Below are 20,821 nucleotides of genomic sequence, written 5' to 3' on the forward strand. Positions count from 1 at the left end.
GTTTCTACCTAGCATCATAGCTAAATCGCAAGCCGTAACTCCGCAAAAACCATATAAAACCAACAACATAGTAAACCCGAAAACTAACTTTCCCTTTATTGAGCTCTGAGCGTGCATCACGTAATTAAAACTCGCCCATGAATGGGCCACGGATGTAAAAATATTAAATTGGAGTTTAATACATGCACAACAACAAAATTACTAAAGCTCTATTTCTAGGAGCTAGCCTCTTGGCTGCAACGACTTCATTCTCTACTCTCGCCGCTACCGTTCCAGCGGGTACCAAGCTTGCTAAGGTGCAAGAACTGGTAAAGGGTAATGGTACTGAAGTTGCGTCTATCGACCCTCAAAAAACAGAGGGTGTGCCAGAATCAAACATTATTAGAGACATTCTAGAAGGTCTGGTAAACCAAGATGCCGATGGCAATACCGTTCCTGGCGTAGCCGAAAGCTGGGAAACCAAAGACAACAAAAACTATACCTTCCACCTCCGTAAGGACGCGAAATGGTCCAACGGCGACCCAGTAACTGCACAAGACTTTGTCTACAGCTGGCAACGCGCGGTAGACCCAGCAACAGCGTCCCCATACTCATGGTTCGTTGAGATGACAACCATGCACAACGCTGCAGACATCATCGCAGGTAAGAAAGACAAATCTGAGCTGGGCGTAAAAGCAGTTGATGACCACACCCTAGAGGTTCAACTAGACTCACCACTTCCTTACTTTGTCTCTATGACAGGTCATACTACCTTGATGCCAGTGCACCAAGCGACCGTTGAGAAATACGGTGAGAAGTGGACTCGCCCGGAGCACTTTGTAGGTAATGGTGCCTTTGTACCTGAGCTATGGGTTGTAAACGAGCGCCTAGAGCTTAAGCGCAATGACCAGTATTGGGATAACTCACGCACGGTGCTAAACAAGGTTACCTATCTGCCTATCGAGAATCAGGTTTCAGAGATGAACCGTTTCTTGGCGGGTGAAGTGGATATCACCTATGAATTGCCGCTAGAGCACTTCCGCCGTCTGAAGAAAGAACACCCACGAGAGCTGCAAGTTAAGGGCAACCTGTGTTCTTACTACTACGGCTTCAATAACACCAGAAAACCATTTGACGATGTGCGTGTACGTAAGGCGCTATCATTCGCTATCGACCGTGACATCATCTCAAACGCTATTCTAGGTCAAGGCCAAAAACCAGCCTACTTCATGACTCCAGAGATCACAGCAGGTTTTAATCCTGAGATGCCAGCCTACGGCAAGATGACTCAAAAAGAGCGTGTGGCAGAGGCGAAAAAGCTACTTAAAGAAGCGGGCTATGATAAAGACCATCCACTTGAGTTCAGCGTGCTTTACAACACCTCAGATAACCACAAAAAGATTGCGACCGCTATCCAGTCTATGTGGAAGAAAGAGCTTGGCGTTAAAGCCACTCTTGAAAACCAAGAGTGGAAGACCTTCCTAGATACGCGTCGCGCAGGTGACTTTGATGTGACTCGTACCGGCTGGTGTGCTGACTACAACGAAGCATCGAGCTTCCTGTCTCTGATGCAATCGAACAACAGCTCAAACGATCCTAAGTATCGCAGTGCAGAGTACGATGCTTTGATGGCGAAAGCGATGAACGCCACCAGCGATGAAGAACGCTCTGGGTACTACACACAGGCTGAAAAACTGCTAGCGAAAGACATGCCTATCGCGCCTATCTACCAGTATGTGATCTCTCGTCTTGTATCTCCAAAAGTCGGTGGCTACCCAAGCCACAACGCGGAAGACAAGATGTACTCAAAAGATATGTATATCATCGAGTAATCGCCTAATCCCATTATAAAAATAATATTCGGTCACTGTGTGTTTGAAAGCATGCAGTGACTGCTTATATCTATTGTCACAGACTGGAAGTTTCATGTTTAAGTTTATTGCTAAACGAGTGTTCGAGGCGATCCCAACCATGTTGGTGCTGATAACGCTGTCGTTTTTCTTAATGCGCTTTGCGCCGGGCAACCCGTTTTCATCGGAAAGGGCACTGCCACCTGAGGTAATGGCTAATATCAACGCCAAATATGGTCTAGATAAGCCGGTGTTGGAGCAATACACCACCTACCTAACAAACACGCTTCAAGGAGACCTTGGGCCTTCTTTTAAGTACAAAGACTACTCGGTAAACGAGCTGATTGCGGGTTCTCTGCCAGTGTCAGCAAAGGTGGGCATGCTTGCCTTTGTGTTTACCCTGATACTTGGGGTTGCAGTCGGGACGCTAGCCGCCCTCAAACAGAATACCTGGTTTGACTATGCGGTCATGTCCACCGCCATGCTCGGCGTGGTCATGCCATCCTTTGTATTGGCACCCGCTCTTATCTATCTATTTGCTCTTCACTTAGGCTGGCTGCCTGCTGGCGGATGGCATGGCGGTAGTTGGGAATACCTAGTGCTGCCGGTTATCGGTATGTCACTGCTATATGTAGCGACCTTTGCTCGTATCACCCGTGGTTCAATGATTGAAACCCTAAACAGTAACTTCATCCGTACCGCTCGTGCGAAGGGATTGAGCTATCGTTACATCATCCTAAAACATGCCCTTAAGCCGGCACTACTACCTGTTGTTTCTTACATGGGCCCTGCATTCGTGGGCATCATCACAGGTTCGGTCGTTATCGAGACCATCTTCGGTCTGCCTGGCATTGGTAAGCTGTTCGTTAACGCCGCATTTAACCGTGACTACTCACTGGTTATGGGTATCACCATCTTGATTGGCTTCTTGTTCATCTTGTTCAACGCCGTGGTAGATATCTTGCTTGCGGTTATCGATCCTAAGATTCGCTACTAACAAGGAAAGGGACACATGTTGACTAAAAAAGAAAACCTTGAAGCGATTGAGAAATTCTCTGAGAACCTAGAGATCGAAGGTCGCTCACTTTGGCAAGACGCCCGTATCCGCTTTATGCGTAACAAAGCGGCAATGGTGAGTCTGTTTATCCTATTTTTGATTACACTGGCGGTGATTTTCCTGCCAATGTTTGCTCAGTACGCGTATGACGACACCGACTGGTATGCATTGCATGCCGCACCATCATTAGAGCACTTCTTTGGTACCGATAGCTTGGGGCGCGACCTTTACGTGCGCACTCTAGTAGGCGGTCGTATTTCCTTAATGGTGGGTGTGCTTGGAGCGCTAGTTGCTGTTGTTATCGGCACACTATACGGCGCAGCATCAGGTTTCATCGGTGGTCGTACCGACCGCGTAATGATGCGTATCCTAGAGATCCTTTACGCTGTACCTTTCATGTTCCTAGTAATCGTACTAGTAACCTTCTTCGGTCGTAACATCGTGCTTATCTTCGTAGCTATCGGTGCTATCGCATGGCTGGACATGGCGCGCATTGTGCGTGGCCAGACGCTGAGCTTACGTAGTAAAGAGTTCATCGAAGCGGCGCACGTGTGTGGTGTAAGCAAATGGCGCATCATCACTCGTCATATCGTACCGAACGTACTGGGTATCGTAGCGGTTTACTCAACCCTGCTTGTACCTAGCATGATCCTAACTGAATCCTTCCTGTCATTCCTTGGTCTGGGCGTTCAAGAGCCTATGACGTCTTGGGGTGCACTGCTGCAAGAGGGCTCGCAAACCATGGAAGTTGCTATCTGGCAATTGGTTTTCCCAGCTCTATTCATGGTAGTAACCCTGTTCTGCTTCAACTATGTGGGCGATGGTCTGCGTGACGCACTTGATCCAAAAGACAGATAAGAATTACAAGGAATTCAGTGATGACTAAATTACTCGACGTAAAAGACCTGAGAGTAGAATTCACTACTCAAGACGGCATAGTAACTGCGGTTAACGACCTTAACTTCTCCCTTGAGCCAGGTGAAACCCTAGGTATTGTAGGTGAGTCAGGCTCAGGCAAATCGCAAACCGTATTCGCCATCATGGGCCTATTGGCTAAGAACGGCATCATCAAGGGCAGTGCTAAGTTTGAGGGCCGTGAGATCCTTAACCTACCTGAGAAAGAGCTGAACAAGGTGCGCGCAGAGCAGATCGCGATGATCTTCCAAGACCCAATGACCTCGCTGAACCCTTATATGAAAGTGAGCGACCAGCTGATGGAAGTGTTGATGCTTCATAAAGGCATGGGTAAGTCGGAAGCATTCGAAGAGTCTGTGCGCATGCTAGAAGCGGTGAAAATCCCAGAAGCGCGCAAGCGTATTACCATGTACCCACACGAATTCTCTGGCGGTATGCGTCAGCGCGTGATGATAGCAATGGCGCTTCTATGTCGTCCTAAGCTGCTGATTGCCGATGAGCCAACCACAGCCCTAGACGTAACCGTTCAGGCGCAGATTATGGATCTGCTGAACGAGCTGAAAGACGAATTTAACACCTCTATCATCATGATCACCCACGACTTAGGTGTGGTTGCGGGCTCATGTGACAAGGTGCTAGTGATGTATGCGGGTCGTACCATGGAGTACGGCACAGTAGATGAGATCTTCTACTCCCCAAGCCACCCTTATGCAGAAGGTCTGCTAAAAGCGATCCCTCGCTTAGACACAGAAGGTGAGATCTTGCCTACAATACCGGGTAATCCGCCAAACCTACTTCGTCTGCCACAAGGCTGTCCTTATCAGGACCGTTGTCACCGTGTGAGCGAGCGCTGTAAGAGTGAATCGCCAATCCTGACCCCATTTGGTAATGGCCGTCAGCGTGCATGTTTTTCTGACCATGAGGCTTGGGCAAAATGATAGATAAGAAACTGATGTTAGACGTAAAAGACCTAAAGGTTCATTTTCAGATTGCACCTAAGTCTGCCTGGCCTTGGACTAAACCGATTCCACTAAAGGCTGTGGATGGAGTTAACGTTCGCTTATTTGAGGGTGAAACCTTAGGCGTGGTAGGTGAATCAGGTTGCGGTAAGTCTACCTTTGCTCGCGCTGTGATCGGCTTGGTTGAAGCCACCGAAGGCCAGGTGGTATGGCTAGGCCAAGACCTAACCAAGATGAAAGAAGCGCAGCGCCGTGAGACCCGCAAAGATATCCAGATGATTTTCCAAGACCCGTTAGCATCTCTGAACCCACGTATGACAGTAGGGGATATCATCGCAGAACCACTAGAGACTTTTTATCCAAAGCTGTCTAAGCAAGAAGTGAAAGCGCAGGTTAAAGCAATGATGACCAAGGTAGGTCTTTTGCCAAACGTCATTAACCGCTATCCGCATGAGTTCTCGGGTGGTCAGTGCCAGCGTATTGGTATCGCTCGCGCACTTATCCTTAAGCCTAAGATGATCATCTGTGATGAGCCGGTTTCGGCGCTAGATGTATCTATCCAGGCTCAGGTAGTAAACCTTCTGAAAGAACTGCAAAAAGAGCTGGGCCTTTCTCTGGTATTTATTGCCCATGACCTGTCAGTGGTAAAACACATCTCAGATCGTGTACTGGTAATGTACCTAGGTAATGCGGTTGAACTTGGTGAGTCTGAGGCTCTTTTCGAAGACCCGAAACACCCATATACGCGCGCATTGATGTCTGCGGTTCCTATTCCGGATCCAAAGATTGAGCGCAGTAAAACCATTGAGATGCTTGAGGGTGACTTACCGTCTCCAATGAACCCACCATCAGGCTGTGTATTCCGTACACGCTGTCCTATTGCTACTGAGGAGTGTGCGAAGCACAAGCCAGTGCTGGAAGGGGATGATGTTCATGCGGTGGCTTGTTTGAAGGCATAACTGCTTTAATTTTCAATTGCTGGCAGTGTGCCTATTAAGATACCGGATAACTTCTACCGAAGTTTCCGCTGGGCCGGCATTCCGGTATGACGGCTCTTAGATCGTAATGTTTATGATTAAATCGTCATCCCGGAATCTGCATCGCAGATATCCGGGATCTTCCACCCACCGGACTCCGACCTACCAAGCCCCACCAAACTGAATATAGGTAGTTGTCTCTTCAGGTCCAACAGCCACGTCAAGACCGGCAGTCAACCCTAGTTGACGCGCTATCAGATAGCGAAAGCCTGCCCCTTGAACATTACGCAAGGTTATATCAGATAATTTTTGTCCCTCGTTAGCTGCAGCACCTGTGCCAACGAATCCCAACACAGTCCATCTATCATCAATATCGTAGCTGAGTTCAGCCTCGACTAGCCCCGTACTGTCACCCTGATAGCGCATCATGGCGATACCACGCATGTCTATGGAAGGTGGTGCGTAAAATGGATAAGGCTCATCACCGGTGATAGTTTTGGCATCCGCACGCAGTCCCAATCCCCACTTTTTCGACAAACGAGCATAGTGCATGGCATAGGCGTGCCATAGCTGGTAATCAAATTGTGCACCAAAGGCTTTGTTGTGACTGTTGTACTCAATCCCAGCCTTTGTTCCCTTAGTTGGGGCGAACTGGTTGTTTCTGTTATCAAAGGTCAGTTTGACCCCAAGCGCACCGTCTCTTAGCTCAGCAGGGTTCGTGGGGCCAATCTCAGGGATCAGCTCTGATAAATCAAAAGAGGTGTCAGAGTCGGTGTAAGTGTAATTAGCACCAACAAAGAAATTGGAATTGCCAATACGAAAATCAATATCTTGAAAGAAGTGAATGGCGTTAGATTTAAACTTGATAGCATCATTTTGGTCATAGAATTTCATGTTGATCTCTGCGCCAAACAAACCACCGAGATAACGTATTTTATCCTTATTCCAATTGCCTGAGTGAAAGCCACCTAATACCTTGGTTCCATTGCTGGTTCCGAGTCCAACCACACCAGAAACGCTGGTTGGAATATCCGCTACCTTCTCACCAGATAATCGCTTTTGTTTGCGGTCGGCAGACTCATGGAAGAAAAGCAATGCTGCGCCACCGCCAGCTCCGATAGCAGGATCGTTAACGATGACAGGGATTGGAAGAAACCCTGTTGTGTTATCAAGAATATACTGACTCGCATCTAGTCTGCCATCCTCGGGGTCTTTGAACTGATCCATGGTTCCGGCGTGTGACAGCAGTGGCAGTGCGCACAGGGCGCTCAGTGGCCATTTCCAGATACGGCTTGTTGGTATTGATAGGTTACGCATTTCTCGGTCTCAATGGTTTTGGGAGCGCGAAATATAGCCAAGAGAACTGATGGCAACCAATGAGTAACTATCGGCTTGGTTAATAGGTGAGACCCCGACTTTCATCAGTCCGAGCAGGCTAGTTGAGTATCATCTTCAAGTTTTTCGACCAAGACCTTCAACTCGGATTTATGTTCATTCTTCGGTTGCTACTTATACTGAAAACAAATCGAAGATGGGGAACGAACAATGGGTAAATTAGTTGAAGGTGTGTGGCACGATGTTTGGTATGACACTAAGTCCAGTGGCGGCAAGTTTGTGCGAGAGGATGCGGGCTTTCGTAACTGGGTAGAGAACAAAGCGGACGCAGAGTTTCAGCCTGAATCAGGGCGCTATCACCTTTATGTTTCCCTCGCTTGTCCTTGGGCGCACCGTACCCTTATCTTCCGCCGCATTAAGGGGCTCGAAGAACATATCTCTGTAAGTGTGGTTAGCCCAGATATGTTGGGGCAGGGGTGGGAGTTCGACTCTCCAGAGCCACTGTTCGGTTTTACCCATATGCATCAGGTATACACTAAGGCAAAATCTGATTACACCGGACGCGTTACCGTGCCTGTTCTTTGGGACAAGAAAGCCAACACTATTGTTAGCAATGAATCCTCAGAGATCATTCGCATGTTCAATAGCGAGTTTAATGACCTCACTGGCAATCATGACGACTACTATCCAGAAGCACTTCGCTCTCAGATAGATGAATGGAACGACTACGTTTATCCAAACATCAATAATGGTGTATATCGTACCGGTTTTGCCACCACGCAAGAGGCTTACGAAGAGGCGTTTGAGAATCTGTTTGCAGCCCTTGATAAGGTGAACGATCACCTAGGAGACAACCGTTATCTAGCAGGAAGCACATTAACCGAAGCGGACTGGCGACTCTTTACCACCTTAGTGCGTTTCGATGCTGTGTATGTAGGTCACTTCAAATGTAACAAGAAGCGCATCGCTGACTACCCACACATTCAGGGTTACCTAAAAGAGTTGTATCAGTTTGATGGTGTGGTGGAAACTACAGATATGTACCACATCAAGCGTCACTACTATTACAGCCATACTGGGATCAACCCAACTCAGGTTGTGCCGAAGGGACCAGAGCTTGATCTTGATTCAGGCCATGGTCGAGATCTAGTCTAAGACTAGAGCGCTCTTGTCAAAGTTATTGATGTCGTTAACCCCAGTTAAGGTCATGGTGACCTCAATCTCTTTGCGATAAAGATCTAGAAGTTGTTGTACGCCCTGGTAGCCATTGGCTGCTAGGGCGTATGCGTATGAGCGGCCGAGTAGGGTACAGTCTGCGCCGAGCGAGAGCATGCGCACCACATCTAGTCCGTTACGTATACCCGAATCCACCAAGATTTTGATATCCCCTTTGACTGCATCGGCTATCTTGGGCAAAGCTCGAGCGGTTGCCATTACACCATCTAGCTGTCGACCGCCGTGGTTAGAGACAACTATTCCATCCGCTCCAAAGCTAACCGCTTGCTTGGCATCCTCTACATCCAGAATCCCTTTGATCACCATAGGTCCGTCCCATGCTTCCCGAATCCACTCTAAGTCTTTCCAACTGATGGACGGATCGAAGTTGGCCCCAAGCCAGCCGATATAATCTTCTAGATGGGTAGGTGTGCCTCGGTAGGCTGAGATATTGCCAAGGTCATGAGGCTTGCCGTTGATGCCAACATCCCATGCCCAGTGTGGATGTCGCACAGATTGAAAGATACGCCTAATAGAAGCGTAATCGCCACTCATTCCCGAATGCATATCTCGATAGCGTGCGCCAGGCACTGGCATATCTACAGTAAATACTAGGGTGGAAACGCCTGCCTGTTTTGCTCTGTCTAAGACGTTTTGCATAAAACCGCGGTCTTTTAGCACGTAGAGCTGGAACCACATCGGGCGGCTTATTGCTTTGGTGACTTCTTCGATTGGGCAGACTGATACCGTCGATAAGGTATAGGGGATACCTTTGTCATCGGCCGCTCTTGCGGCTTGCACCTCGCCACGGCGGGCATACATTCCTGAGAGTCCAACTGGACCAAGTGCGATTGGCATTGCTAGCTTTTCTCCAAATAGTTCTGTTGAGAGAGACAGCTTGGACATATCCTTCAGCACTCGCTGTTTTAGCGCGATGGTCGATAGATGATCACAATTGTTTGCCAGAGTATCTTCTTTGTAGGCTCCGCCATCGATGTAGTGAAACAGAAACGGAGGCAGTTTTCGCTTGGCGGCTAGTCGAAAATCAGTGGGGGAAGATATGATCATCAGAGGCTCTATTCAAACTAGTGATGTAGTTGGAATAGTACACATAGCTTAGTTAAGCCATTGAAGTAGATGAATTTCTAGAGAGTTGTCACAGAGGCAGATACAAAAACACCCGCTCGATGAGCGGGTGTGAATATGGTGGAGGGGGACGGATTCGAACCATCGAAGGCAGTGCCGTCAGATTTACAGTCTGATCCCTTTGGCCACTCGGGAACCCCTCCAGGGTGATTTTTATACTTAGCGTTTGTTTTCCCAAGACAAAAACCAAGTTTGAATATGGTGGAGGGGGACGGATTCGAACCATCGAAGGCAGTGCCGTCAGATTTACAGTCTGATCCCTTTGGCCACTCGGGAACCCCTCCAGGGTGATTTTTATACTTAGCGTTTGCTTTCCCAAGACAAAAACCAAGTTGAATATGGTGGAGGGGGACGGATTCGAACCATCGAAGGCAGTGCCGTCAGATTTACAGTCTGATCCCTTTGGCCACTCGGGAACCCCTCCAGGGTACTTTTATACTTAGTATTTGTTTTCCCAACACAAAAACCAAGTTTGAATATGGTGGAGGGGGACGGATTCGAACCATCGAAGGCAGTGCCGTCAGATTTACAGTCTGATCCCTTTGGCCACTCGGGAACCCCTCCAGAGGATTTTTATACTTAAGAGCAGATTTCCCAACACTGTTCTCAAGTTCGGAGCGCATAATACTCAGCCCAGAAATTTCTGTAAAGGCTTTTCTTGAAATTCACCGCTGTATGCGCGCTTTTTGCCCATAACGACCGAAAAGTAACGTTATCTGGCGCAATACTCGGCGAGGCGCTATGTGCGCGCCTTAAAAGTGTACGAACTACTTAGACTAAAGTTCATCCATTTGTTCGATAAATCGGTACAAATGTAAACGAAACAATTTACATTGATTGACGTTATCACTGCTTGAAACTGATAAAATGCGCTTAATAATTTATAAGTAGAACCACCATGACAAAAACAACCCTAACTCGAAACAAATTTTCAGTAGTGATGGCTGCCACTTTGGCATCTGTACTCTCTTTTTCTTCTCCGAGTTTAGCAAGACCACAGAGCTCCGCGAATACAGCGGTCACCATTCAAGAGGTAAACACCCATGAGATCTCTCAATCCCTGTCTCTTGTGGGTAAATTAAAGGCTAAGCAAGCGGTAATCATCTCACCAGAAGTCAGCGGTACTATCGAGCGCATCGCCGTGAGTGCTAATCAGGACGTGAAAACCGGTCAGCTTTTGATTCAACTTAGCGATGACAAAGCAAAAGCCGCCGTGGCTGAAGCCCAGGCTTATCTGAATGACGAGAAGCGTAAACTGAACGAGTTTGAACGCCTACGTGCCAGTGCCGCTGTAACACTGACCGAGATTGAGGGACAGAAAGCCAGTGTTCAAATCGCTCAGGCGCGTCTTAGCGCTGCAAAAGCTGAGCTTAGCGACCGCTACCTGCGTGCGCCATTTGATGGCCGTATCGGCTTTATCGACTTTAGCTTAGGTAAGTTGGTTAATTCAGGCACAGAGCTTGTCTCTTTAGATAACCTCAATGTGATGGAACTAGACCTGCAGGTCCCTGAGCGTTATCTGCCTATGATCTCCACCGGTATGAAGGTAACGGTACTGACTAATGCTTGGGGCGATCGCGTATTTGAGGGTGAGGTTGTTGGTATCGATTCTCGCGTGAATCCTGACACCTTGAATCTACGTGTGCGTATCGACATCAAGAACACCTCAGGTGAGCTTAAGCCGGGTATGCTGGTGCAAGGCACTATGCAGTTCCCACCAATTAAGGCACCAATTATTCCAGTGCAGTCATTGCAATACTTGGGCACTAAGCGTTTTGTCTACGTGTTAGGTGAGGAAAACCGCGTTGAACAACGTGAAGTGTTCCTAGGCACTCGCGTAGGTAACGAAGTAGTTATCGAGAAAGGTCTAGAGATCGGCGAAACCATAGTGGTTCAGGGTGTGGTAAACATGCGCGACGGCATCCAGGTTAAGGTTGTTGGCGAGCAAGAGAGCGGCAGTGGAGTTGAGCAGTAATGTTGTTATCTGACGTTTCCGTAAAACGCCCAGTCGCCGCTGTCGTACTCAGCCTACTGCTATGTGTGTTCGGTATGGTGTCGTTTTCTAAGCTTGCTGTGCGCGAGATGCCGGACATAGAAAGCTCGGTTGTTTCCATCAATACCAGCTACAGCGGCGCTTCGGCCACCATTATTGAAAACCAGATCACCTCTGTGATTGAGGATCAGCTGTCCGGTATTAGCGGTATCGATGAGATCACCTCGGTAACGCGAAACGGTAGCTCCCGTATTACGGTTACCTTTGACCTTGGCTACGACCTTAACACGGGCGTGAGTGACGTTCGTGATGCAGTGGCCCGTGCACAAAACCGACTGCCGGATGAAGCCGATTCTCCTATTGTGTATAAGAACAACGGCAGTGGTGAGGCCTCGCTATACATCAACCTGAGCTCTGATCTGTTAGATAGAACCGAGCTGACTGACTACGTCGATAGGGTACTTCTGGATAGATTCAGCCTTATCTCGGGGGTGAGTTCGGTTCAGGTTTCCGGTGGTCTTTACAAGGTTATGTATGTGAAGCTGAAGCCTACCTTGATGGCAGGTCGTGGCGTTACCACCTCTGATATTACCTCTGCACTGCGTAATGAAAACATTGAAGCACCGGGCGGACAGGTTCGAAACGACCAGATCGTTATGTCTGTGCGCACCGACCGCTCTTACAGCACAGAACAAGACTTTGACTACCTAGTGGTGCGTCGCGCCGCTGACGGTACCCCTATTTATCTAAAAGATGTAGCGGATGTTTATTTAGGCGCGAGAAACGAAGACTCGACCTTTAGAAGCGATGGCGTGGTAAACGTGAGCTTGGGTATTGTTCCTCAGTCGGACGCCAACCCACTAGAGGTGGCAACCGCAGTGCGTAAGAACGTGGAGGATATTCAGAAGTTCTTGCCAGAGAGCACGCGCTTGGTGGTGGACTATGACTCCACGGTATTTATAGACCGCTCTATCTCAGAGGTTTACAACACCCTGTTTATCACAGGTGGCCTAGTTGTCTTGGTGCTTTACATCTTTATCGGTCAGGCAAGGGCGACCTTGATCCCTGCGGTAACTGTACCTGTATCCCTGATTTCATCCTTCATTGCGGCTTACTACCTTGGCTTTAGTATTAACCTCATCACCCTGATGGCGCTGATACTTTCCATCGGTCTAGTCGTGGATGACGCCATCGTGGTAGTGGAAAACATCTTCCACCATATCGAACGCGGCGAGTCACCGCTATTGGCAGCCTATAAAGGCACTCGCGAGGTAGGTTTTGCAGTAGTGGCGACCACCTTGGTTCTGGTGATGGTATTCCTGCCGATCTCCTTTATGGATGGTATGGTCGGTCTGCTGTTTACTGAGTTCTCTGTGCTCTTGTCCATGTCGGTGTTGTTCTCATCCTTGATAGCCCTGACTCTGACGCCGGTGCTTGGTAGTAAGATCCTATCGGCAAATGTGAAGCCAAACCGATTTAACCGTGCGGTAGAGTTCCTGTTCTCTAAGCTAGAGAGTGGCTACCGCAAAGCGCTGAAAGGTGCGCTTAAGGTCCGTGTGCTGGCACCGATTATTATCCTTGCCTGTGTGGGTGGTGCCTATCAGTTGATGAACGTGATTCCAGCGCAATTGACTCCGCAAGAAGACCGCGGCGTACTCTTTGCCTTTGCTCGCGGTGCGGATGCGACCAGTTACAACCGTATGGCGCAGAATATGGATGTTATCGAGTCGCGATTGATGCCACTTCTAGGGCAAGGCTTGCTGAAATCCTTCTCTATCCAGTCGCCAGCCTTTGGTGGTAACGCGGGTGATCAGACCGGCTTTGTCATCATGATCCTAGAAGACTGGGAAGACCGTGATATGTCTGCTCAGCAGGGCTTGGGCGTGATACGTAAAGCATTGGCGGATATCCCGGATGTGCGCGTCTTCCCTATGATGCCAGGCTTTAGAGGTGGTTCGAGCGAGCCGGTTCAGTTTGTACTGGGTGGTCCTGACTACAAGGAGCTAGAGCAATGGGCCGAGCTTCTTAAGCAAGCGGCCGATGATAGTCCTTATATGGATGGCGCCAGCACAGACTACTCAGAGAAAACCCCAGAGCTAGTCGTGTCCATAGATAAAGAGCGCGCTGCTGACCTTGGCATCACTCAGAGTGAGATATCAGATACCCTAGAGATCATGCTTGGCGGTAAATCTGAAACTACCTATGTGGATCGCGGTCAGGAATACGATGTCTATCTTCGTGGTGATGAGAACAGCTTTAACAATATTGCTGATCTCAGCCAGATCTACCTGAGAACCATCAATGGTGACTTGATCACCCTAGATTCGGTAGCGCACATCGACGAGGTCGCTTCGGCTATCCGTCTGTCGCACTACAACAAGCAAAAGTCCATTACGGTTAAGGCGAACCTTGTTGAGGGTGCAACACTAGGGGATGCGCTCGACTTCCTTGATCAGAAGGCTATCGAGCTTCTGCCAAGCGATATCAGCGTAAACTACTCAGGCGAGTCGAAAGACTTTAAAGAGAACCAGTCCTCTATCGCTATAGTTTTCGCTTTGGCGTTGCTGGTGGCTTATCTTGTATTGGCTGCTCAGTTCGAGAGCTTTATCAACCCGCTGGTGGTGATGTTCACCGTGCCTATGGGTGTGTTTGGTGGCTTCCTTGGCTTGCTGATCATGTCGCAAGGTCTGAACGTGTATAGCCAGATTGGTATGATCATGCTTATCGGTATGGTAACCAAGAACGGTATCTTGATTGTGGAGTTTGCCAACCAGCTTCGTGACCGCGGGGTTGAGTTTGAAAAGGCGATCATAGATGCATCGGCAAGGCGTTTGCGTCCTATCATGATGACGGCATTTACTACTCTGGCGGGTTCAATACCTTTGATTCTATCCACCGGCGCTGGTTATGAAAGCCGAGTGGCAGTAGGTACGGTTATCTTCTTCGGTATGGCATTTGCCAGCTTAGTAACCCTGTTCGTTATCCCAGCTATGTATCGCTTACTATCGGCGAGTACCCAAGCGCCAGGGCACGTGGAAGCAGAGCTTAACCGCGACCTACAACACGACACCAAAGGGCGTGTGGGACACGGCTAAAAAACGACAAAGCCAGAGCATTTGCTCTGGCTTTTTTGGGTTCAGCGCAGGTTAGCGGGAAAAACTACTAATTCAGATTCGTGTGCTCACTCTGCCAGTGATGCATGGCAAGTCGCCGTAAATACCTCCCTGTAGGCTTGGTTTCGGCATCCTTGCCTCAAACACTTGCCCTGCACCACAGCCTGTCGCTCCCAACTTCGGCATATCAACAATGACTTAGAGCCTAGAGCCTTGATGAACTGGGGACCCCAGTGATGTTGCTGCTGGAGAGTGATTGATGGAGCAAGGTATCGCTCGCAAGGAGGCGAGCGCCAAGCGCCCATGGATGGGTTCACCGCGGCCTTGTGAATCAATCGCTCGGAGGCGGTGGCTGGCTCAGAAGGAGTTTTTACGTTCTCCTCTAATCCGCAAAAAGACTTTTTATCCTCTATGGGAGTTACAGCTCTATATTCTCAAGCTCGAGAAGCTTCTTCTTTCTCTCTATTCCGCCAGCATAACCGGTCAAGGCACGATTGCTACCAACCACTCTATGACAAGGCACCACCACAGAAACTGGATTCTTACCGTTAGCTGCACCGACTGCGCGCACCGCTTTTGGCTTGTTGATCGCCTCGGCTATCTGTTTATAGCTGCGCGTCTCACCAAATGGGATCTTGGCAAGTTCGCTCCATACCTGTTTTTGAAACTCGGTACCGTCTGCATCTAGAGGTAGGTCGAACTCAGCACGCTCACCATTTAGATACTCGCTGAGTTGTTTCTTAGCAGACACTAGGATTGGGTGATTACTGGCATGCTCGCCTAGCTCATCGGGCTTGGTGGTATAGGTCTCAAACCAGATCCCCTTAATGCCCTTATCCGAGGTTTGCACCGTGATTATCCCAAGAGCTGAGTCAAATTCGTTGTAGTAAAGCATGTTATTGATTCCACAGATGCAAGGTAGCGTAACTGCCCCAAGGCGATACGCTTTGTTTGTTGAGGTTAGGATAATCGATGCGTCTCTTTTTCACTATCAGATCGCCCTCAACAAAGCAGTCTTTGATTCTTTCCCCTCTAAGCTCAGCATATTGCACCGTCCATGGGCCGATGCCTTTGAGGGCTAGCCATTCATTGGGCATGGAATCAGGGTACTGAAGCATATATTCGGCATAGCGTGCCAGTGTCTGCTTTCGACTCTCGGGCATACGAAGAAAGCTAAGGTCGGTTTGAGCAACCTCGGTCGGTGTGGGGAAGTCTTGGCTGGAGATCGTATCCACCAGATTGTTGAGATGATTGATGGCTGCTTTGACTGAAACCTGCTGTCCTAAGATAGCGCGAACCCCTGCCTCCCAGACACTCCAAACACCAGGAATACGCAGGCCTTTAACCTTGATAAGCTCAGGTTCGAGTTTAGATAGATGAGCCTCAACGTTATGGGTATCACAATCAAGGTCAAACATCTCACGGATGTTCTGAATCAGGGCTGGTAGAGAGTTTGTATCTGAGATCTGATACTCAAGAATCAGACTGTTACCATCATGTTGCGTGAGACGAATCTGATATCGAACTTCATCAAAAAGCCCTGAACGCTGGTAATGAGTATCGGTAATGGTCTCTAGAGAATGAATTGCACGCAGGCGATAAAAGGCGAGCATGTGTTGCCAGTCTAGATGACCAGCAACCTCGAGTATGGTTTGTCCTTTATGCATGTTCTAGAAGTCGAGGCCGAGCGAGATCTGCACACCGTCATAATCATCGTCATAGTTGCCAAGTCCAGTTGTGGCATAGCCATAGATATACTCAGCACGCACCCAATAATCAGCATTGATGTTCCATTGCAGGCCACCGCCCACAGTAAAGACACCACCGCTGGTATCACCTATGTCTCTGCGATCGCCATTTGATGTGTCGTGACCTTTAACAAAGGCAGCAATGGCGCTGGTGCGACCGAATAGCTCAAGCGGGGTATCACCCAGTTCACCTGTGCTGAGTACCAAAGACAAGCCAACTTGGTAGTAGTTGAACTCAAAGGTCTTGGCTTCATCTTTGGCTTCAGAGTAGCGAAAGAATCCCTCCATGCTGACGTGCTCGTTGAAAGACTGTCCGCCACCTATGATAAAGCTAGGGTCAGAGAAAGAGTCGTTGTCGCTGTTTTCGGGAGAGAATCCGACATCACCGATCCCCATATAAAAAGAGTTATTTCCGGCCGCCATTACTGAGGTGGAGAGGAGGGCTAGAGGCAGCAGACCGCCGAGGTAGCGCTTTTTCATACGTTTCCTATTTAGAGGGTGAGTCATTAACAATTTGACAATATAATCGTCAAGATTCGGAAAATTATGATATGCAAAAAAGTGCAAATCAATCATAATCTTAGCACTTATATTTGGCGACACATGGCATTGCTGAGCCAAATGTTTGATAAAAAACAAGGAGTAAGGTTTTGACTCAATCAAAGCATGAACAGCTCTCTCAGGCAGAGCAAGATCAACTGGATGCAGCGGTATTTCGTCGCCTTTTGAAACACCTAGATAACAATAAAGACGTGCAGAACATCGACCTGATGATCTTGGCGGGCTTTTGTCGTAACTGTTTCAGCAAATGGTACACAGCTGAGGCGAAAGAGAAGGGACTAGACCTGGATATCGATGATGGGCGCATGCGTGTGTATGGCATGACCTATGATGAGTGGAAACAGAACCATCAGTTGCCAGCAACACCAGAGCAGCTAGCGGCCTTTGAGGCCAAGCAGAAGAAATAAAAAAATGGCGTCCAAATAGGGCGCCATTTTTATATCAGTAGTTAGAGTTAACCAATACCTTCTCACCATACTTGCCGGCATGAGGCAGCGGCGTGTAGGTAGATTGAGCGCCACGCAGGAATCGAATGCCTTCCACTCCCACTTGATGTGCTGAGGTCATATCGCTATCGGCATCGCCATAGAATACAGAAATATGGTCGTTATGGATCTGCTTCTGTTTTTCTAGACCGTTTGCAAATACCACAGGCTGGATCTGTTGACGGTATTCTTCAGGGAATAGGTTGCGCAGAGTTTCAGTCAGAGTCTCATGACCGGTCGGCGCGGTGCGACCAGTGATGAAATAGATGGTGTCGCCACGTTTAAGGTGCATGGTAACCAACTCAATAGCACTTTTCTTGGGCACAGAAAACTTGTCCCAGCCAGTGCTTGCCTCATCCCAGAATGCTTGGTTCTGTAGATAGTCGTTTGAATCTGGTGAGTATTTTTGCTTACCACGATAGAACACAGGCGAGGAAAACAGGATGGTATCGTCGATATCAAGGCCAATATTCAGTGGCTGAGCCGGTAATGAGTCCTTGATTTGGTCAACCGTCACCCATTTGATGTGGTCGTATTTCTTGGATGCCTTTGCGCTGTAACTGTGCATGTCGATGGTTTGTAGCCCGCCAGCAAAAACCGACTGTGACACAACTGCAGCAAGAATAATAGATAGTGTTTTTAGCTTCATAAAAGTCCCCTTATAGCGCGCGCTATTCTAATGAGGACCTATTCGGCATTGTTACCTGCGAAGTTATTTTCCATATATGCGTTACTGGTTCACATAGGCGACGCAGAAATTAACCTTAAGCCTTTCAAATTCTGTCATCCAGCGAATTTGGTTATCCTGAAGTTTGTCCCCAGGACCTTTTACCTCAACCCACAAATACTGCCCGTCTTTGAAAGCAATCAAATCTGGCATACCGGTGCGAAACAGTCGTAAATCGCTGAGCATCACCTTGATTAGTTCAACAAGCGTTTCTATAGGAAAACATTGCTCGGCTTGATCTAAGATGGATTCATCGAAGATTTTCCAATGTACAAATGGGTTAGCTAGTCCTTGTTTGTGTTTGAAGGTCTGTTTTAGTCCCGAGTAGCCATTTGTCTTTAGTGAGTTGAACATGTCTTCTATCAAGTGTTCGCGTTTGGATTGAAAGTCAGAGCTGTACAGATCCTTCGGCGCTAGTTGATAACGGTTTAGGAATGCACCCTCGATAGGGGCAAACAGCACCTCCCAAAAGGCGAGACCGAACAGTCCGCACAGAAAGCTGTTTTCTAAAAAATAGACCTCAAAGCCTTGTTCATTGAGGTGCTCAGCTACGGCCATTTCAACACGATTATTGGTTAAATCCAGCGCCAGTCTTTGCTCTTTGATAGTGGGTTTAGGCTTCTTCGGCGCGGTCAATCCTAGCTTGCGCCATAGCTTTTTCTGAATGCGCTGCGCAACCTCTAGCTCTTCACGGTTGTGTGGCGATAATAGCATCTCATCGAGCAGGCTCTTAGCGGGCTCTAGCTGGTCAAGCTTGTCTAGAATGCGTACCTGTCTTTCTCGACTCGGAGGTAGGCTAGAGTCCTTAAAAAGGGCTAACGCTGAGTTATATTCTTCCAAGCGTTCAAGGTCGCGGGCCAGGGTATTGATGAGTCTTTCGAGCCTGCGCTTAACATAGCTGTGTGTTACCTCATTTGGCAGTCTAGCGATAAGGGCAGTGATCAGCAGGAGCTTTTCTTGTTTCGGCAGGCGTTTCTCAATGGCGTAGTAGTCATCCCAAATGTTTGATAGGGAAAGAAGTTGGTTTACCTCTTTTCTATCATTAAAGAAGCGCCGTTCTTGGCTAAGCTCATAGCTCTCAAACACCTGTAATCCCATATCACTCAGTACAAACTGGCTCAGATCTTGGCGCGCATTCGCGAAGAACAGAGCGCTGAGCGTAGGTAGGATATTGGGATAGTGCTGGTTAATGACCATAACCCCCAATCTGGCGACAGGCACCTCTTGCTCCATTTCAGCACAGGCACTTATCAAGGCATCCTTTCTTAAGGACTTGCTTAATTTGGGAAAGAGCGAACAAAGCTCTGGCTTAGTCAGAAGATCTTTGGCGAGCACTACAGCGGATAAGCTTTCAGGAAGAGAGACAAAGCCCTGTTTACTCAGGGTCACTGCGCAGGCTTCTAATTCGCGGATCTCGGCGTATTTGAGCTTGTCGCAACGAAACCACTCGCCTTTGCGCGTGTATAGGCGGACTAAGAGGCGTTGGGTTTGGGTATCTAGGCTAAGAAAGGTTTGAATCCAGTGGGTCTCAGATTCGCTAAGCAGGTCTGGGTAGTAAGTCTGGGCGTGTTCGACGAGCTTGAGGAAGTTGTCGTGATAATAGCCCTCGGGAAGAATGACTGGATTCATAATACCTTGCTGGGTAAACGGCTGCCGTTTAATGGCAGCCGATGGAGAAAATCTTTCTCTTACCCTAGCAAGTTTTGTAGATGGTCTCTACTTGCGCTGATATCGCCAATGCTTTCAGCCACCCACTCAGGGTTGTAGTAGGTGTCAAGGTAGCGCTCACCGCTGTCACACAGCAGGGTAACGATAGAACCCCTCTCACCGCGCTCGGCCATTTCTTTAGCTAGCTTGAACACACCGTAGAGGTTAGTACCAGTAGATGGACCAACACGGCGACCAAGTTGCTGGTGGAGCCACTGCATAGTCACAATAGTGTGTGCATCTGGCACCTTGATCATGTCGTCTACCACGCCAGGGATAAAGCTAGGCTCAACGCGTGGACGACCGATACCCTCGATACGACTGCCACGGTCTAGTGTGATATTAGTGTCGCGAGACTGGTAGTAGTCAAAGAATACTGAGTGCTCAGGGTCTACTACACACAACTTAGTGTTGTGTTGCTGATAGCGAATGAAGCGGCCGATAGTGGCTGATGTACCGCCAGTGCCTGGACTCATTACGATCCAGCTTGGAATAGGGTGACACTCACGCTCCATCTGGCTAAAGATAGAGTTAGCGATGTTGTTGTTACCACGCCAGTCGGTTGCACGCTCAGCATAGGTAAACTGATCCATATAGTGGCCGTTTAGCTCTTTAGCTAGGCGGTGTGATTCTGCATAAATTTGATCTGAGCGGTCAACTAGGTGCGCCTTACCGCCATAGAATTCAATCTGTTCAATCTTGCTCTTAGCTGTGCTTTTAGGCATTACAGCGATAAACGGCAGGCCAAGCATACGAGCGAAATAAGCCTCAGAAACCGCGGTGCTGCCTGACGAAGACTCGATGATAGGTGTATCGCGATTGATCCAACCGTTACAAAGGGCATACAGGAAAAGCGATCGAGCCAAGCGGTGCTTTAGAGAACCGGTTGGATGAGTGCTCTCATCTTTAAGATAGATATCGATACCGTCAAAGCCGTGGTTGTCCAGCTTAATCAGGTGAGTGTCTGCGCTACGTTGATAATCAGATTCAATGATCTGTACTGCGCGGTTGATCCAAGAGAGATCACAATGCTGATGAGAGGTCATAGGGATGG

17 protein-coding genes and 4 tRNA genes are annotated in these 20,821 nt (G+C 48.4%); 9 read left to right on the plus strand and 12 right to left on the minus strand.

Annotated features, from left to right (window positions below; translation table 11 throughout):
* Positions 1-182 precede the first annotated feature (182 nt).
* From Pcarn_RS04200 to oppF, 5 genes are all read left to right on the plus strand, one after another.
* Positions 183-1,811, plus strand: a complete 1,629-nt coding sequence (locus Pcarn_RS04200; protein ID WP_261835137.1) for an ABC transporter substrate-binding protein — start codon at positions 183-185, stop codon at positions 1,809-1,811.
* Positions 1,812-1,905: 94 nt separating this feature from the next.
* The gene (gene oppB, locus Pcarn_RS04205; protein ID WP_261835138.1) at positions 1,906-2,826 is read left to right on the plus strand and encodes an oligopeptide ABC transporter permease OppB; all 921 of its coding nucleotides are present in this window, start codon (positions 1,906-1,908) and stop codon (positions 2,824-2,826) included.
* A gap of 15 nt (positions 2,827-2,841) precedes the next feature.
* On the plus strand, positions 2,842-3,744 hold the full coding sequence (oppC, locus tag Pcarn_RS04210; protein WP_261835139.1) for an oligopeptide ABC transporter permease OppC: 903 nt from the start codon (positions 2,842-2,844) through the stop codon (positions 3,742-3,744).
* 20 nt (positions 3,745-3,764) lie between these two features.
* Positions 3,765-4,739 carry an ABC transporter ATP-binding protein gene (gene oppD, locus Pcarn_RS04215; protein WP_261835140.1) on the plus strand — a complete coding sequence of 325 codons (975 nt, stop codon included), beginning with the start codon at positions 3,765-3,767 and terminating at the stop codon, positions 4,737-4,739.
* Entirely contained in the window at positions 4,736-5,719 is a 984-nt protein-coding gene (gene oppF, locus Pcarn_RS04220) for a murein tripeptide/oligopeptide ABC transporter ATP binding protein OppF (protein WP_315972684.1), read from the plus strand. The genes oppD and oppF overlap by 4 nt, the downstream gene beginning before the upstream one ends.
* Positions 5,720-5,899: 180 nt before the next feature.
* Here oppF and Pcarn_RS04225 read toward each other — a convergent pair whose 3' ends face one another.
* The gene (locus Pcarn_RS04225; RefSeq protein WP_261835142.1) at positions 5,900-7,054 is read right to left on the minus strand and encodes a BamA/TamA family outer membrane protein; all 1,155 of its coding nucleotides are present in this window, start codon (positions 7,052-7,054) and stop codon (positions 5,900-5,902) included.
* 228 nt (positions 7,055-7,282) lie between these two features.
* Between Pcarn_RS04225 and Pcarn_RS04230 the strand changes: the two genes are divergently transcribed.
* Positions 7,283-8,227 (plus strand): glutathione S-transferase family protein, encoded by a 945-nt coding sequence (locus tag Pcarn_RS04230; protein ID WP_261835143.1) that lies wholly within the window; start codon positions 7,283-7,285, stop codon positions 8,225-8,227.
* Here the strand turns inward: Pcarn_RS04230 and lldD are convergent.
* From lldD to Pcarn_RS04255, 5 genes are all read right to left on the minus strand, one after another.
* The gene (lldD, locus tag Pcarn_RS04235; protein WP_261835144.1) at positions 8,219-9,355 is read right to left on the minus strand and encodes an FMN-dependent L-lactate dehydrogenase LldD; all 1,137 of its coding nucleotides are present in this window, start codon (positions 9,353-9,355) and stop codon (positions 8,219-8,221) included. The two genes, Pcarn_RS04230 and lldD, sit on opposite strands and share 9 nt — an antisense overlap.
* A 136-nt stretch (positions 9,356-9,491) precedes the next feature.
* Positions 9,492-9,576, minus strand: a tRNA-Tyr gene (locus Pcarn_RS04240).
* A 56-nt stretch (positions 9,577-9,632) separates the two neighbouring features.
* A tRNA-Tyr gene (locus tag Pcarn_RS04245) sits at positions 9,633-9,717 on the minus strand.
* 55 nt (positions 9,718-9,772) lie between these two features.
* Positions 9,773-9,857 (minus strand) — tRNA-Tyr (locus Pcarn_RS04250).
* Between the two features lie 55 nt (positions 9,858-9,912).
* Positions 9,913-9,997: transfer RNA gene (locus tag Pcarn_RS04255), tRNA-Tyr, on the minus strand.
* 334 nt (positions 9,998-10,331) lie between these two features.
* On the opposite strand from Pcarn_RS04255, the gene Pcarn_RS04260 reads away from it, so the two are divergent.
* Positions 10,332-11,408: an efflux RND transporter periplasmic adaptor subunit gene (locus Pcarn_RS04260; RefSeq protein WP_261835145.1), complete on the plus strand. Its 1,077-nt coding sequence runs from the start codon at positions 10,332-10,334 to the stop codon at positions 11,406-11,408.
* Positions 11,408-14,521 carry a multidrug efflux RND transporter permease subunit gene (locus Pcarn_RS04265; RefSeq protein WP_261835146.1) on the plus strand — a complete coding sequence of 1,038 codons (3,114 nt, stop codon included), beginning with the start codon at positions 11,408-11,410 and terminating at the stop codon, positions 14,519-14,521. Before Pcarn_RS04260 ends, Pcarn_RS04265 begins: the two co-directional genes overlap by 1 nt.
* 436 nt (positions 14,522-14,957) lie before the next feature.
* On the opposite strand, the gene Pcarn_RS04270 is transcribed toward Pcarn_RS04265, so the two are convergent.
* The 3 genes from Pcarn_RS04270 to Pcarn_RS04280 are packed head-to-tail and all read right to left on the minus strand — an operon-like array spanning position 14,958 to position 16,767.
* Positions 14,958-15,434 (minus strand): methylated-DNA--[protein]-cysteine S-methyltransferase, encoded by a 477-nt coding sequence (locus Pcarn_RS04270; protein ID WP_261835147.1) that lies wholly within the window; start codon positions 15,432-15,434, stop codon positions 14,958-14,960.
* A 1-nt stretch (position 15,435) separates the two neighbouring features.
* Entirely contained in the window at positions 15,436-16,206 is a 771-nt protein-coding gene (locus Pcarn_RS04275) for a DNA-3-methyladenine glycosylase family protein (protein ID WP_261835148.1), read from the minus strand.
* A gap of 3 nt (positions 16,207-16,209) precedes the next feature.
* A complete protein-coding gene (locus Pcarn_RS04280; protein ID WP_261835149.1) occupies positions 16,210-16,767 on the minus strand; it encodes a porin family protein in 558 nt (185 codons plus the stop codon).
* A gap of 170 nt (positions 16,768-16,937) precedes the next feature.
* Between Pcarn_RS04280 and Pcarn_RS04285 the strand changes: the two genes are divergently transcribed.
* Positions 16,938-17,255: a DUF1244 domain-containing protein gene (locus tag Pcarn_RS04285; RefSeq protein WP_261835150.1), complete on the plus strand. Its 318-nt coding sequence runs from the start codon at positions 16,938-16,940 to the stop codon at positions 17,253-17,255.
* Positions 17,256-17,289: 34 nt separating this feature from the next.
* Here Pcarn_RS04285 and aphA read toward each other — a convergent pair whose 3' ends face one another.
* From aphA to Pcarn_RS04300, 3 genes are all read right to left on the minus strand, one after another.
* The gene (gene aphA / locus Pcarn_RS04290; RefSeq protein ID WP_261835151.1) at positions 17,290-17,982 is read right to left on the minus strand and encodes an acid phosphatase AphA; all 693 of its coding nucleotides are present in this window, start codon (positions 17,980-17,982) and stop codon (positions 17,290-17,292) included.
* A gap of 81 nt (positions 17,983-18,063) precedes the next feature.
* A complete protein-coding gene (locus Pcarn_RS04295; RefSeq protein ID WP_261835152.1) occupies positions 18,064-19,689 on the minus strand; it encodes a VRR-NUC domain-containing protein in 1,626 nt (541 codons plus the stop codon).
* A gap of 59 nt (positions 19,690-19,748) precedes the next feature.
* A complete protein-coding gene (locus tag Pcarn_RS04300; RefSeq protein ID WP_261835153.1) occupies positions 19,749-20,813 on the minus strand; it encodes a PLP-dependent cysteine synthase family protein in 1,065 nt (354 codons plus the stop codon).
* Between the last annotated feature and the right edge of the window lie 8 nt (positions 20,814-20,821).

This window comes from Vibrio ishigakensis, assembly GCF_024347675.1.
Taxonomy (GTDB): Bacteria; Pseudomonadota; Gammaproteobacteria; order Enterobacterales; family Vibrionaceae; genus Vibrio; species Vibrio ishigakensis.